Origin of the sequence: Rickettsia peacockii str. Rustic, from assembly GCF_000021525.1 — a bacterium.
GTDB classification, from domain to species: domain Bacteria; phylum Pseudomonadota; class Alphaproteobacteria; order Rickettsiales; family Rickettsiaceae; genus Rickettsia; species Rickettsia rickettsii.
Window position 1 is genome coordinate 694508 of the sequence record NC_012730.1, and the last position, 15703, is coordinate 710210.

Genomic DNA, 15703 nt, shown 5'->3' on the forward strand with positions numbered 1-15703 from the left:
TTTTGCTTTACCCGGGATTCTCGATTTCACGGGAATGACATCGAGTCGGTTTTTCGGACCATGCAACAAAGTCAGCTTGACTACGGTATGACATTTAGTTCTGCAATATTTTCATTAGCAAATTAATCTCTTCGCGTAATTCTATATCGTTTTCCAGTAATTCTTCTACTTTCTTAATAGCATGCATAACCGTCGTATGGTCTTTTTTACCGAATTTTTTACCGATATCTGCAAGACTTTTCGGCGTTAATGCTTTACTAAGATACATGGCTATTTGACGCGGTCTTGCAACTTCTCGTAATCTCCGTGATGAAGACATATCGGATAACTTAATATTATAACGGCTAGCTACCTTTTTCTGAATATCTTCAACGGTAATTATTCTTTCATTAGAACGCAGTAAATCCCGCAAAATATTTTGTGTGTTTTCGAGTGTAATTTCTTTTAAAGTAAAATTAGAATGAGCGATCACCTTATTTAAAGCTCCTTCAAGTTCTCTAACGTTTGAAACGATTTTAGATGCTAAAAAATCAATGACGTCTTTTGGTATTTTAACGTTCATCTGCTCAATCTTAGATTCTAGAATACCGAGTCGTAGCTCATAAGTAGTACTATGAACGTCGGCAACTAAGCCCCATCCAAGACGAGATTTTATCCGATCTTCAATATTATCTAAATCTGAAGGCGATCTATCACAAGAAATAACCATTTGACGGTTATTATCAATCAATGTATTAAAAGTATGGAAAAATTCTTCCTGCGTACTATCTTTACCGCAAATAAATTGAATATCATCAATCATTAACACGTCAACCGAACGAAATTTCTCTTTAAACGAGATTACTTCTTTGTTACGTAGAGCTTTAACAAATTGATACATAAATTTTTCTGCCGACATGTATATCACTTTGCGGCTTGGATTATGCTGCTTGATGTACCAACCGATTGCATGCATTAAATGAGTTTTACCAAGCCCTACGCCGCCATATAGAAAAAGCGGATTAGACTCAGAAACCGCACCTGATGATTCTGCAACCGCTCTTGCGGCTGCATAAGCTAGCTCATTTGGGGCTCCAACCACAAAATTATCGAAAGTAAAACGTGCATCAAGGGTTGAAAAGATATTTTCCGAATTAAGCTCACTGCTGCCGATATCGGCAAAAGTCTTAGTAGGTAATTCTGTAACTGTTTGGGTTGTTCCAGGTAACTCTTTAGTAATTATTTCAATTGACTTAATGGTATTATTATAATGTTGAAATAGTTGCAATATGACCATAGAGTACTTGGATTTTATCCAATCTCTAACAAAGTTAGTAGGGGCACAAAGAATAACGGTATTTAATGAAGACTCTATAAAATTGACTTTACTAAACCAGCTATTATATAGAGTTTCACCGTAATGATTGTAAAGATCTTGAGCCACGTGACTCCAGACATTTACATAATTATCACCTTGATCCGTTAAAATTATTTGGTTAGTACTCACTTAAAACTGCCACGGTAAGTTATTTTGTTTCCAGCCTTTATCTTGATTATTTCCTTCAAAGCCGTCACTAATATTATAACAATTTTTATAACCTATATTAGTTATAAAATTTGCTGCGATAAATGACCTATATCCTGAACGGCACAGAAAAAATATTATTGCATGAATTTTATCGTTAACGATAGATAAAAAATTATCTTCAAAATCTTTATTCAATTGCCAACTTAGAAAGATCACCTTATTTTTATTATCTAAATGAGGTATCCCCACTTGCTGCCACTCTTCTCTAGTTCTAACATCTACAAGAAAAGCATTATCATTTGAAATTAGCATATCATAAGCTTTTGTAGAACAGATATAGTTAATAGAATTTTACCCATGTAGAATGGATTTATTAGAGTGCTGAATTATTAAAGCATTTTAAAATGATCTTGGTATCTGATTATTTTAATAATATTATTATAAAAAAATTTTGCAAGATGTTATAGATGAATAAATTAAATAAAAACTCTTTACAAAAGAAACTTGTTTACCGTAGTAAAAATCGCGGTTGCAGAGAAATGGATTATATACTCGGTAGCTTTGCCGAAAAGTACCTATCCTTAATGGATGAAAAAAAACTTGGAAGCTATTCTTTAATACTTGATCAAAATGATAATGATCTTTATAATTGGATTAATAATAAATCTTCTGCTCCTTCTTATCTAGATGCCGAAATAATTGATAAATTACACAAAATAGCAAAAATATAAACTCCTGTAGAATGTTACAACAAAAATTTCCGGCGGCTGCCAAATCTTTCTTTGCAATTGATAATTTTACTAAGAATCTTAAGCAAGATTTCATCTTGAGTGCGAGTAATGAAGAGGAGGCGTTGCAATTATACAAGCAAGCTTTATTTTTTTCTTCTAATGAAAATATTTATTACTTTCCAAGCTATAATACCATCCCTTATGACCATACGTCACCAAATGCAAATATCTTATCTAGACGTGCAGAAACATTAATCAAGCTAACAACAAATAATAGTAATAGCAACAAATTACTCATCACTCATACAGCGAACTTATTAAACAAATTACCGCCGAAAGATTTTTTTTCTAAATATTTTTTGAAATTATCCCCTAAAATGAAATTTACTACGGATGAGCTTGCTATGTTTCTAGTAGAAAATAGTTTTACAAGAAATGCGAGTAGCATCGATGCCGGGGAATTTGCGGTTAGAGGCGAAATCATTGATATAATATTGTCCGGTCCTAAAGCTTATAGAATTCATTTTAGCTGGGGTTATATTGAATCAATAAAAGAATTTGATATTGATACGCAAATTTCGACTAAATCCTGCAGGGAGCTTATTATTAGTCCTGCAAATGAGATAGTTTTAAATAGTGAAACTATAGGTAATTTTAAGAATAATTACTTACGAAATTTTGGAGTTAATCATACTGATAATGCTTTATATGAGGCGGTAATATCTGGAAGAAAATTCACAGGATATGAACAATTACTCCCATTATTTTACGATTCCTGCTCTAACTTAATAGATTATTTAAACGATCCTATTTTCATATTCGATAATTTGTCAAAACAAGCCATTTTAGAATTTGAACATAGTGATAACGATTTTTATTCGGCAAGGTCAGAGGCAAATAAACTTAAATTTAATAGTTTCTATCCCACCCTTTCACCGACTAGCTTATATTTTACCGCTTCTGAAATAACGGAATTACTAGAACAAAAAAATAATATACTACTTACTTTTGAAAACTCAGAGCAAGCTAGCTTAATTGAAAATATCGCTGCTACAAGTTTTATAGAAAAGAAAACGGTTTTCGATAAATTATTTGAGGTTATTAAAGCAAATTCTCATAAGAAAATTATTATAGGCTCAAGCGTTTTAAGTAGTTTTGAGCGAATCAAAAGTATAATTCAAAATTATGAATATAAATATAATGAGATAAATACATTAGATGAGGCTAAGGCTTCAATAATAAATGTCGCGATAATTCCTTTAAATCAAAGCTTTTATACGAAAGAATATTTATTTATTACCGCTAGCGAATTATTAGAAGAAAAACCTAGCTCTACAAACACTAACAAAAAACTTAAAAATATCTTGCTGGAGCTTGATAATTTAGCTGAAGGCGAATTTGTTGTTCACAAAGATCATGGAATAGGGCAGTTTTTAAAGCTAGAAGCTTTAGAAATCAAAGGCAAACCACATGATTTTTTAAAGATTTTATATGCCGGCAATGATAAATTATATATACCAGTTGAAAGTATAGAGGTAATAAAAAAATACGGCAATGATAATGCGGAGTTTGATAAGCTTGGTAGCGTTGCATGGCAAAGAAGTAAGGCAAAGCTTAAAAAGCGTATAAAAGAGATAGCACTGCATTTAATACAAATAGCAGCTAAAAGGAAACTGAATAGTAGTGCTTCCGTTGAATTTGACCTTGAAGAATATGATAAATTTTGTGCTAATTTTCCTTTCAGCGAAACGGAAGACCAATTAATCGCTATAAACGATATTAAAGAAGATCTAAGAAACGGTATGTTAATGGATAGGTTAATATGCGGTGATGTCGGGTTTGGTAAAACAGAGGTAGCAATGCGTGCCGTCTTTATGGTAGCAAAATCTCTAAATGAACATTTACCTCAAGTAGCCGTAGTTGTACCGACAACTATTTTATGTAGTCAACATTTTTCAAGGTTCATAGAAAGGTTCAAAGGTTTTGGTTTAAATATCAAGCAATTATCTAGCGTTATTAGTTCTAAAGAAGCAAAAATTATAAGATCGGAGCTTGAAAGCGGTAAAATAAATATAATAATAGGCACTCATTCTTTATTACATAAAAATATAAAATTCTTTAATTTGAAATTGTTAATAATCGATGAAGAACAACATTTCGGTGTCGGTCAAAAAGAATTTCTTAAATCGCTAAAATCCTCTTCCCATGTACTTGCAATGTCGGCAACACCGATTCCTCGAACGCTGCAAATGTCAATGACCGGTTTAAAAGAACTTAGCATTATTGCAACGCCGCCTCTAAACAGGCGGGAAGTTCATACCTCGGTTATGCCGTTTGATCCCGTTATTATCAGAGATGCATTATTACGCGAACATTTTAGAGGCGGAAGAAGTTTTTATGTAGTTCCAAGAATTAAAGATATAGAGGATATCGCAAAACAATTAAAACAAATCGTGCCGGAATTAAGCTATAAAATAGCTTACGGAAAAATGACTCCAAGTAAAATTGATGAGGTTATGAGCGAGTTTTATGCCGGCAAATTCGATATACTAGTCTCAACTACTATTATAGAATCAGGAATTGATATAGCCGAGGCAAATACCATGATCATACATAATGCTGATATGCTGGGTCTTAGTCAGCTATATCAATTGCGTGGTCGCATAGGTCGAGGTAAAATGCGGGGTTATGCCTATCTAACGGTAGCAAGTAATAAAAAGATGACATCGCACTCCTTAAGATGCTTAGAGATAATACAAAATAGTTGTGCTTTGGGCTCAGGTTTTACTATTGCAAACCGTGATATGGATTTACGAGGTTTCGGTAATTTGATAGGTGAAGAACAATCAGGACAAATTAAAGAAGTAGGTACAGAACTATATCAAGAAATGCTGGAAGAACAAATAGCTATTTTTAAAGATGAACCGATTGTTTCAGAACAACCCTTTATCCCGACTATTAATTTGGGATTATCCGTCTTTATTCCAGATAATTATGTAGCCGATGCAGCTCTTAAACTTGGACTATATAGAAGAATAGGTAATTTAAGTAATGAGATAGAAGTAGAGACATTTAAAGATGAGATGATTGATAGATTCGGTTTACTACCGATTGAATTTAATAATTTACTTGATATTGTAAAAATAAAACTATTATGCTTTAAGTTAAATATTGAAAATCTAGATTCAGGAGATAACGGATTTGTGATTAAATTTTATAAAAATGCCGATATGACTGATAAAATTTTAAAATTCGTTAGTACTTACTCTAATCAGGCAAAAATCAAACCAGATAATAAATTAGTATATATCAAGAAATTAGTAGATAAAAATATAATTGTTGAGGCAAATCAACTACTTTGGAATTTATCGGAGGTGTAGACTCGATGTCATTCCTGCTCTGTCATTGCAAGCAGCCATAGGCTGCGTGGCAATCTCATGAAATAATAACAAACTCCTGAGATTGCTTCGTCAATTGCTATGCAATTTCCTCGCAATGACGGTAACACGTTTTTAACATAATAAATATGTCCCATAACCTAAAGCAATTATTTCAACAACATAACGTAAAAGGTTTGTCGATTAATTCTAAAACCGTTAAGGATAAAGATATCTTTTTTGCGATTAAAGGACGGAATACTGATGGAAATGATTTTATTAAGGATGCTTTAAGCAAAGGTGCAGTATTAGTAATTACGGACAATAAAAAAAATATTGTTATAGATAAAGTAATTTACGTAAAAGATGTGCAGGCAGCTTTATATGAAGCCATAGAAATATTCTATCCTAAAAAACCAAAGGATCTAATAGCCGTAACCGGTACTAACGGTAAAAGCTCGGTAGTATCCTATATAGCTCAAACATATTCGTTACTTGGGAAAAAAGCAGCATCTATAGGTACGATAGGGGTAGAAATATTTGGCTGCGTTAATTTTATAAATGATGTACCGGAATTAACAACTTTAGACTATTTAAGCTTTAGAAAAATTGCTCATAATTTAGCTGAAAATGGTATAGAATATTTAGTTTTTGAAGCTTCTAGTCATGGTCTTGATCAAGCAAGACTTAGGGAAATAAAAGTAAATATCGCATGTTTTACTAGCTTTAGTCAGGATCATCTAGATTACCACCATACAAAAGAAAATTATTTATTAGCCAAACTGAAATTATTTATAAATCATTTATTACCGAACGGTATCGCAATATTAAATTCTGATATAGAAGAAATAGAGTTTGTTAAAGATTATCTACATAATCATAATATTAAATTTATAACCGTTGGGACAAAAGGTGATTTAGAAATAACTAGACTTAACGGTTCTTTAAAAGGACAAAATATTAATTTTACATTTAATAATAGAGAATATAATTTTAATACCCCGATAATTGGTAGCTTTCAGGCTAGTAATTTATTAATTGCTGTTCTTAGCATTCATTATATTGGTTTTGCTTTTGATGATGTTATAGATTCTTTAGTAGAAGTTAAAGCAGTAAAAGGCAGAATGGAGAGAATAGATAACACTAATATCTTCGTTGATTATGCCCACACTCCGGACGCTCTTGAAAAAGCTTTAACGGAACTGAAAAATATTAAATTACGTGATAGTAAGCTAAGCGTAGTTTTTGGCTGCGGCGGTAATCGTGATAAGGCAAAGAGAAGTCTTATGGGGCAAATAGCCGCAAAACGTGCTGATACCATCATAATTACAGATGATAATCCACGCCATGAAGACCCAAAGCTTATTAGAGCTGCAATCATAAGCGGTATAGAGAAAGCAGATTATACAGAAATAGCAAATAGAGAAGAGGCTATTAAATACGGTATAAATAATTTAAAACAAGATGATATCTTATTAGTTGCCGGCAAAGGTCATGAAAATTACCAAATTATAGGCGATAAGAAATTACCTTTTGATGATGCTGAGGTTGTGAGGAAGTGTGTAAAAGTTTGTCATCCCGTGGCTTGACCCATAGTACCGGACAGTTTTAAAAAAACCTTGATGTCATCCCCGCGGAAGCGGGGATCCAGAAAAATAACTTCAATATTAATACAGAAGTGACATATTTGATAAAATAAACATATAAAAAGCTTGCTTTTTATATGTTTACTGGCTTCCCGCCTACGCGGGGATGACATAAACACGCCATACAACAACATATAAATAACAAAAACATATGATCTGGAATTCTAAAACTTTAAGTGCTGTTCTCGGTATAACAATCTCTAATTCTATAAATTGTAATGAAGTGCAATTTAATTCCAAAGATGTTAAAAAAGGTAATTTATTTATAGCACTTCAAGGTAATAGAGATGGTCACGATTATGTTCTAGATGCAATAGATAAAGGAGCAGCAGCCGTAATTATTAGTAAGCGAGTAGAGATCAATGATAAAGATAAAATTATCTTAGTCGATGATTGTTTTGAAGCTCTACAAAAAATGGCTTTATATAAACGAGAGAATTCAAAAGCTAAATTTATAGCTATAACAGGCAGCGTCGGTAAAACTTCTACAAAAGAAGCACTGAAAGTATTATTACAACATGATTTTCTAGTTTTTGCTAGCCGAGGTAACTTCAATAACAAACTCGGTATGCTTATTAATCTTGCTTCAATGGCTGATGATACGGAATATGCTATTTTTGAGCTTGGCATGAACCATAAAGGTGAAATAAGAGAGCTGGTTCAAATATTAAAGCCGAATATTACCATGATTACTAATATTTCAGAGGCTCATTTAGAATTTTTTAACTCGCTTGAAGAGATAGCTGAAGCTAAATGTGAGATTTTTGCAAATTTTAGCAAAAATGATATTGCCGTTATTAATGCCGATACTAATTGCTATAACAAAATATTATCGATATTAAAAAACCTTTCTATCACCGATATACATAGCTTCGGTAGATCAGCTAAAACTTCAGCAGAATTAATTTTATATGAGAACCTAGGAGAGCAAGTCTACTTAAAGTATAAGATAAATAATAAAGTCTTAGATGTAACGATACCGTTTATTCCTCGGCATTTTACCGAAAATTATACCGGTGTACTTTTAATTATCGATATATTAGGTAAAGATATAGAGATAGCTGCAAATCACTTAGCAAATATTTCTCCTACTAAAGGAAGAGGGGAAATTATCAATATACAAAATTGTCGTGTAATTTGTGATTACTATAACGCAAGTCCGCAGTCAATGAAAGCTGCATTAGAATATTTAAAACAAGTACCTGCCGAGAATAAAACTGCTATAATAGGCGATATGCTAGAGCTAGGGGAAAATTCTAAACGATTACATGAGAAACTAGTGCAGTACATATTAGATGCCGCTTGTTCTAAGGTCTATTTAGTAGGAGTAAATACTAAATATATTGATGATTTACTACCTTCCAAAATAGCTAAAAAATACTTTAAAAATGTTGATGAATTAATTACGCATATTACGGATTTATTTGAAGGTAATGAGCTGATTCTAATAAAAGGGTCAAGAGGCGTAAAACTTGATAAGATTGTTGATTATTATAAATAAATACACTAGGATATTCTTAATATTGTGTGGTTTGGTTGCCCGTCATTGCGCGGAAATTACGTAGTAATTGACGAAGCAATCTCAGGATGTTTGACGAGATTGCTGCCGCGCAGTCGTAGACTGCGCGCAATGACGATTTGGTATCCAATAACATCAAAATATACTTTTAAATTTAAATCTACAAATGTTATACAATCTTTTACTCTCTCATATCCATAATTCACATATAGCTAATTTATTTCACTATATTACTTTTCGTAGCGGTCTTGCTATTATTATAACTCTAAGCCTTAGCTTTATCACGGGTCCGATATTAATAGAATTTCTGCGATCTCTTCAAAAAAACGGTCAGCCTATACGCTCAGACGGACCTGAATCGCATCAAACAAAAGTAGGCACTCCGACAATGGGGGGCATTATGATTATTTTGTCTAGTTGTCTTTCTACTTTATTACTTGCTGATTTAACGAATAAATATATTTGGATTACGTTATTTGGTTTTATTAGTTTCGGTATTATAGGATTTATAGATGATTATGCTAAAGTAACTAAAAATAATCATTACGGAGTAAGAGGAAAAAGTAAGCTTTTACTTCAAGGAATTATTAGCTTCATTATATGTGTTTTACTAGAATATCTAGATAAAAGTCCAAGTCATTTACTTAACGTACCGTTTTTTAAAAATTTAAGTTTGGATCTTGGTTATTGTTATATAGTTTTTGCTATATTTGTTATAGTCGGCTCTTCTAATGCCGTGAATCTAACGGATGGGCTTGATGGTCTTGCTACCGTTCCTATTGCCTTTACTGCCGGTTCTTTTGCTTTAATAAGTTATTTAGTAGGAAATCTAATTTACTCGCACTACTTACAGCTAACCTATATACCGAATACCGGAGAGTTAACGGTGTTATGTGCAGGATTAGTCGGTAGCTGCCTTGGATTTTTATGGTTTAATGCACAACCGGCAGAAGTTTTTATGGGCGATACCGGTAGTCTAAGTCTTGGCGGTGTGCTTGGTATTATTAGCGTTATTACTAAGCATGAAATAGTTTTAGCTATAGTCGGCGGCTTGTTTGTTATTGAAACGGCATCCGTAATTTTACAGGTATATTACTTCAAAGCTACTAAAGGAAAAAGAATATTTAAAATGGCACCGCTCCATCATCATTTTGAAAAACACGGCTGGGCAGAATCAAAAGTCGTAATAAGATTTTGGATTATTTCAGTTATATTTGCTCTTATAGGCTTATCATCCTTAAAATTACGTTAACTATATTCGTTTATCTATCTTTTATTTATCAAAATACATTACATAAATTAACTTTCTCTTTGCTTTTGTACAAGAAATTTGCTATAATACTGATATTAATTTATAGTAGGTGTATGGCATGGTTAAAGAAATAGATATAAATAAATTATTAGCACAAGAAAATAATGCTTTAAATACTATATTAAGCCAAGTAAATGAATTATGTAAGCAAAATAAGCAGTTGCAAGGTTTGTAGAAGTCAAGATTTGATCTTACAGACACTATAAATTTTGCACCTGATTGTCAGTTACATTTTGACTGTCAGAGACGTATTCAAGATACAAGATTTCATTATTCTTTTCAACAGCTAATTTTCTACTATCCTTAAAAGTTTGCATAGGAGTTTTTCCATAACAATATTTTCCTGAATGTGGTCGCTCATTATTGAAATGCTCTAACCAAATATCAAGATCTAATTGTAAATCATCAAGATCTGTATAAATCTTTTTCCGCATAGCTGTATCAAAGAATTCTTGTTTCATGGTTTTATTAAAACGCTCACACATACCATTTGTTTGGGGAGAATATGCCTTAGTTGTAGTATGCTCTATACCTTCGATACTTAGAAACAACTCAAAAGCATGATGCTCTATATTCCCCTTATATTCTGACCCACGATCTGTAAGAATACGAAGTATTGGTATCCCTTGGGTCTCGTACCATGGTAACACGCGGTCATTAAGCATATCAGCAGCAGTTAAAGCTGTTTTATCAGTATATAGTTTAGCATCAGCTACCCTAGTATAGCTATCAATAAATACCTGAGAATAAACCTTACCTATACCTTTGAAATTACCTACATAATACGTATCCTGACATCCTAGATAACCTGGATGCTGCGTCTCAGTTTCTCCATGAGCTTCTCTTTCATTACGACGCTCCTCTAGCACTTGTAATTGAGATTCAGTAAGAACAATACCATCCTGAGCCATCTTTGCTTCTAATGCTTTAAGCCTTTTACTGATATTGTTTAAATCATTACGTAACCAAATTGATCGCACTCCTCCAGGCGATACAAGTATACCGCTCTTCTTAAGCTCATTTGATACTCTTAGCTGACCATATGCTGGATATTCTATTGCCATATCCATTACTGCTTTCTCTATCGCTGGATCAACTCTATTCGCTATTATTGGCTTTCTTCGACTAATTTCATACAATGCCTCTTCGCCACCAGTTTCATACAGTGCTTTAAATCTGTAATAACTATCTCTACTATAGCCCATCGCTTTACATGCTGATGATATGCTACCAAGACTCTTAGCTAGTTCTAGTAACCCTATTTTTGGCTTTATTATTTTTTGATTTAAGTTCATTTTTCATCTCCATTTAATAATTAATTTATTTTACTAAATGTAAGATATAATCTCAACTATTACAGATGAACAATTACAAAAATTAGCCCAAATATTAGCTGAGACGATAGATAAGACAGTATTACAGGAAAGTTTAAAAAAATAATACCGTTATTAAATAAAAAGGTATTAAATGAATATGTAAATATAATATTGATTGAAATAATTAATATTATGCCTAATTTAGATATAAAAATATTAAATCAGGTAAAAAAATTATACAACAAATACTTAGTTACTAAAAGCTTAGTTAAGATAGTAAATACAACACCTAATATAGCACCCAAGGCATTTAATGCACTGCAAGCATTATTTAATGATCCTATAGAAAATTTCAAGTGCGAGGCAGTTTCAGTTTTAGTTGAAATAGTAAAGGCAAAGCCTAGTTTAGTAAAAGAAGCATTGAACATATTGAAAACACTAATCCGTAATGCCTAATTATGTCAAATTTGATACTGTGCAATGTTTAAAATCAGAATAACTATTTGGTAACCCTAATAATGAAATTTTATATCAAGCTACTTGAGAAGCTTAACTGAAATGCTAAGTGTAATATATGAACAATAAGCTTTAAATACACTGCAAGATCTACTAAATGATTCTAATATTTATATTAAGGCTACGGCTGTTGTAAGCTTATAGTTAATATATATTGTACCAAGTTTAACATTAGCAATATTTAGTATATTGAAAGAAGTATTAAACGATTCCGGCAACGAAGTCAAAATTGTAGTTATTTGGAGCTTAACTGAAACAGTACGTATAAATCCTAGTTTAGCCCAAGAGACATTAAAAATATTGAATACACTACTTAATAACCCTAGTAATTATATTGAATTCACAATCGCCAAAATCCTAGGTTGGATAATACAAATAAACTCCAATATATCACATGACGCATCTAAAATACTGAAAAATTTATTTAGTAATTCTGACAAATCCGAGTCTGCTTTAAGTTTAGTTGAATTAGGAAAGGTAAAACCGGTAGAAGAAGCATTTAAAGTGTTCAAAGATATACTCAGTGACCCTTATGTTGACAGATATGCTAAGTATGCAGTTGCTGTAAGTTTAATTAATATAATAAATGTAAGATCATTTGATAAAGCTAGTGATAAACAAGTTAATAGGTTAATAAAAATAATTGATCTACATAGAACTCAAAATTTTGATAAGGATTTATATTTAGAAATAGACGCCCAAACCCTCTACACACAATAACCGATTACATCACTCAAGAATATGAAAAAAGTAAAAATCCTGAAGTAATAGAATGGTTTATTGCGAGTTTTAACGAATTACCGAATATAAGCGAAACGCAAATCTTTTTAAAAGAAGTATGTAAAAGCATATTAAAAAGCGGTGTGATAAATGAGTTGAGCGTAAGTTTATTTTAAATGGTACAAAGAAATATAATTGTACTTTTACGGTATCAGTTAGTAAAGCACCAGGAATAGAAGGCAAGATAATATTTGAAGATAGAAACTATGAAATATTTACAACCGATAATTCAGCAAGCAAAATAGTAAGTTTAGAGGAGTTTATAACTAAATGACTTGCAGAAACAGACGATCCGTTAGCAGAACAATATAAAATAAACCTCTATTCCTAAACAAAGGATTAGCTCTTAAAATAGCAGCAAGTGATATTAATTACGTAAGTAGTATTACAACTGAAAAATATCTTTTATCTTATGCAGGTGATAATAAAGATAAGTTCGTAATGTTGTTAGAAAAAAGAAGTATTTTCTGATCATCTAATATATAAATTTGGTGAGGATAATTTAAAGAAAATAGCCACTATTTATCCAGCAGAAATTAACACAGAACTAAGAGGGCAACTATTTAACGAATTAGCAGCCCAAGAACAATGTGATTGCTTTATTAAGAATGAAAAGCTTAAGCCTGAAGAAGAAACACAGATATTTAAACATAGTAGTAAGATGAAGTTTGCAAGTGAAATAATTCAAGATGCAAAAATAAGGTTGAAAACCAGTAATTTTAAATTACTAGATGCCGGGGCAAATAAAAGATTAGATGCCTATGAAATTAAGATAGATAGCCACAATAAAACACTATAGTGGAACAATACAAAAAGCAGAAATCTTTAGAGAAATGAAAGTTTAGCACAAGAAAGCCCATTATTATACGATTACTGTAATGCATTTTAATGAGCAAGAGGGTATAATAAAAATTTTAGTAAAAGGTATAGATTTAATAACGCAAAGTTTCTTAATAGAGATATTAACAGATTTGGCTTGCAGTATAGTAGCAGCAAGGCATGAGAGAAAGCATGGAAATAAAGTAATTAGTATAAACGATATTATTTGCAATAAAATTGGAATGGAAGATTTAGACGATAACTTAAAGAAAATAGTTATTATTAAAACACAAGAACGTAGAAACGAAATAATAAATCTCTCAAAAACACCTACATCACATTCTGATTCTACTAGATTTCGAGCTAATATAAAAGAATTAGGTAATGTAGTTAAAGAATTTGGGCTTTTCTAAAGCTATAGAAAGACATGATCAGGATAATATAGCTGTGCAACTAGCTTTAAAGGACTCTATTTTATTTATTGAATCTTTATATACAAACCGTGATGATATATTGAATGAAAAAAGTGATATATTTTTTAGAAGAAGATAATATAAAGAAGAAAGTTTTTGGCAGATAAGCTTTATACGGGATAAGCAATAACAGCACTAATAAAACATAATGAAGTTGCTTAAATACCAAAAGGTTAAAATTATTATGCTTCTTTAGGATTAAAAAGCCATTTATTATTACGATTTTTAATTGTAATCAACTATTATTAATAAAAACAAGAAATGACTTTTATGGAAGATTTAAGCTCTTGGAAAGAAAAGTTTGAAACTTGCGTTTACGCTAAAAAACTATTAGACAACATCGAATATTTAAATGCTAAAGTAAAAAATCCTGTTGATATAGAAGAAGTTACAAAAGGTATCTACTACGCTCGCAAGTATCACGACTTACAAATACGTCAATTAGGCGATCCTTATTATTCTCACCCGATTGAAGTAGCGATTATGCTCGCAGAGTTTGTAGCCGAAGAAGCTCCTAAGCTTTATAATGCTATTATGCTGCAAGCTGCTTTACTGCATGATACTATTGAAGATATAGCACTGACTGAAGAAGTAATAACTATTGGACCGGAAGTAGCAAAGCACGTAGAGGGTTTAACTAGAATAAAACCTTACGGAAAAATAAGTAGTGAGAAAGGTCTGAATTTGCTAGTTAGACAAAAAAGATATGATACAATATTAATAAAGTTCTTTGACAGAATGTATAATTTACAAACTTGAGGTGCTAAATCACCTGAAAAAATGAGGAAAGTTTAATTAGTGTTGTAAAAATTGCTGTGTATATAGAGGCACATGAAATAAAACAACAATTAATTAAACTGTGCTACAGATAAATTTTGATGAATAATTTCTGCAGGGCTATAATTAACAGTATTTTTAATATATTAACAATAAATATATGATACATAAAATGCTACAGGACCTGTACAATCTAATAAAAAAACGCTATAATAGTTTTAATATTACTTTTATCTTCTTAGGATCAATATTAGCTTGTTCTAAAGTTTTTCTTAAATATTGTTTAGCATCCACAAACTCCGGTGTCTCTCTAAGCGAAGTTCTCCCGATGACTCCTACTATAGTGATTCCAGCACCGATTAAAAAAGCTATACGCCAACTAAAACCAAATGAAGTAACTAAAGAAGCTAAGCATAATGCTCCAAAACCACCTAATATACAAAAACTATCTAAAGTTGCTACAGTTGGATATTGTACAGGTGGTTTAATAAATTCAGTTAAATATACATCTGCTCCTATTACTTTCCCCATTGAGGACATGCCTTGTGCCATACGGCATGCTATCATAACCCATGTAGCTACAATTCCTATTTCATCATAAGCTGAAGATTCCATAATAAAACAAGCTATAGTCATAAGCAAAGTAGTTATTATTATAGTTGATTTTCTTCCTATATTATCACCAAGCCAACCAAAGATTAATGCTCCTATCGGTCTAAATACATATGTTGAACATAATGCAGCTGCTTCATAGATTAGAGCAGTCTGAGGATCAGCTTGAGGAAAAGCGTGTTGAGAAGCACTGTTGCCATATGTACATATAAATATAAATCAAAATATTCAAGAAAAGTGCCAATAGACAAAATATCTCATGCTTGTTTTGGTTCTCTATTTAAACTTGTTTGTGCTTTCTCATAGCCGAACATAAAT

Annotated in this window: 14 protein-coding genes; 10 read left to right on the forward strand and 4 right to left on the reverse strand. The window is 31.7% G+C overall.

What is annotated here, in order from left to right; translation table 11 throughout:
* Window positions 1-94: 94 nt before the first annotated feature.
* A complete protein-coding gene (gene dnaA / locus RPR_RS04150) occupies window positions 95-1486 on the reverse strand; it encodes a chromosomal replication initiator protein DnaA (RefSeq protein WP_012736748.1) in 1392 nt (463 codons plus the stop codon).
* On the reverse strand, window positions 1487-1819 hold the full coding sequence (locus RPR_RS04155; RefSeq protein ID WP_012736749.1) for a rhodanese-like domain-containing protein: 333 nt from the start codon (window positions 1817-1819) through the stop codon (window positions 1487-1489).
* A gap of 155 nt (window positions 1820-1974) precedes the next feature.
* Between RPR_RS04155 and RPR_RS04160 the strand changes: the two genes are divergently transcribed.
* The 5 genes from RPR_RS04160 (at window position 1975) to mraY (ending at window position 10032) form a co-directional block, all read left to right on the forward strand.
* Entirely contained in the window at window positions 1975-2238 is a 264-nt protein-coding gene (locus RPR_RS04160; protein ID WP_012151075.1) for a succinate dehydrogenase assembly factor 2, read from the forward strand.
* Window positions 2239-2249: 11 nt separating this feature from the next.
* Window positions 2250-5618: a transcription-repair coupling factor gene (mfd, locus tag RPR_RS04165; RefSeq protein WP_012736750.1), complete on the forward strand. Its 3369-nt coding sequence runs from the start codon at window positions 2250-2252 to the stop codon at window positions 5616-5618.
* 146 nt (window positions 5619-5764) lie between these two features.
* Window positions 5765-7204 (forward strand): UDP-N-acetylmuramoyl-L-alanyl-D-glutamate--2,6-diaminopimelate ligase, encoded by a 1440-nt coding sequence (locus tag RPR_RS04175; RefSeq protein ID WP_012736751.1) that lies wholly within the window; start codon window positions 5765-5767, stop codon window positions 7202-7204.
* A gap of 208 nt (window positions 7205-7412) precedes the next feature.
* Window positions 7413-8762: a UDP-N-acetylmuramoyl-tripeptide--D-alanyl-D-alanine ligase gene (locus RPR_RS04180; protein WP_012736752.1), complete on the forward strand. Its 1350-nt coding sequence runs from the start codon at window positions 7413-7415 to the stop codon at window positions 8760-8762.
* A 184-nt stretch (window positions 8763-8946) separates the two neighbouring features.
* Window positions 8947-10032: a phospho-N-acetylmuramoyl-pentapeptide-transferase gene (gene mraY, locus RPR_RS04185; RefSeq protein WP_012736753.1), complete on the forward strand. Its 1086-nt coding sequence runs from the start codon at window positions 8947-8949 to the stop codon at window positions 10030-10032.
* A 260-nt stretch (window positions 10033-10292) separates the two neighbouring features.
* On the opposite strand, the gene RPR_RS04190 is transcribed toward mraY, so the two are convergent.
* Window positions 10293-11387, reverse strand: coding sequence for an IS481-like element ISRpe1 family transposase (locus RPR_RS04190; RefSeq protein ID WP_012736482.1), 1095 nt, complete (start codon window positions 11385-11387; stop codon window positions 10293-10295).
* Between the two features lie 213 nt (window positions 11388-11600).
* Between RPR_RS04190 and RPR_RS08575 the strand changes: the two genes are divergently transcribed.
* The 5 genes from RPR_RS08575 (at window position 11601) to RPR_RS04210 (ending at window position 14755) form a co-directional block, all read left to right on the forward strand.
* Window positions 11601-11864 (forward strand): hypothetical protein, encoded by a 264-nt coding sequence (locus RPR_RS08575; protein WP_228368797.1) that lies wholly within the window; start codon window positions 11601-11603, stop codon window positions 11862-11864.
* A 249-nt stretch (window positions 11865-12113) separates the two neighbouring features.
* Complete coding sequence (locus RPR_RS04200; RefSeq protein ID WP_228368798.1) at window positions 12114-12644, forward strand: hypothetical protein; 531 nt, start codon at window positions 12114-12116, stop codon at window positions 12642-12644.
* Between the two features lie 721 nt (window positions 12645-13365).
* Window positions 13366-13503: a hypothetical protein gene (locus tag RPR_RS09085; protein WP_014419753.1), complete on the forward strand. Its 138-nt coding sequence runs from the start codon at window positions 13366-13368 to the stop codon at window positions 13501-13503.
* 79 nt (window positions 13504-13582) lie between these two features.
* Window positions 13583-13936 (forward strand): hypothetical protein, encoded by a 354-nt coding sequence (locus RPR_RS04205; protein ID WP_228368799.1) that lies wholly within the window; start codon window positions 13583-13585, stop codon window positions 13934-13936.
* A gap of 330 nt (window positions 13937-14266) precedes the next feature.
* Entirely contained in the window at window positions 14267-14755 is a 489-nt protein-coding gene (locus RPR_RS04210) for an HD domain-containing protein (protein WP_012736755.1), read from the forward strand.
* Window positions 14756-14980: 225 nt separating this feature from the next.
* Here RPR_RS04210 and RPR_RS04215 read toward each other — a convergent pair whose 3' ends face one another.
* The gene (locus RPR_RS04215; RefSeq protein WP_343230983.1) at window positions 14981-15601 is read right to left on the reverse strand and encodes an MFS transporter; all 621 of its coding nucleotides are present in this window, start codon (window positions 15599-15601) and stop codon (window positions 14981-14983) included.
* Window positions 15602-15703 lie beyond the last annotated feature (102 nt).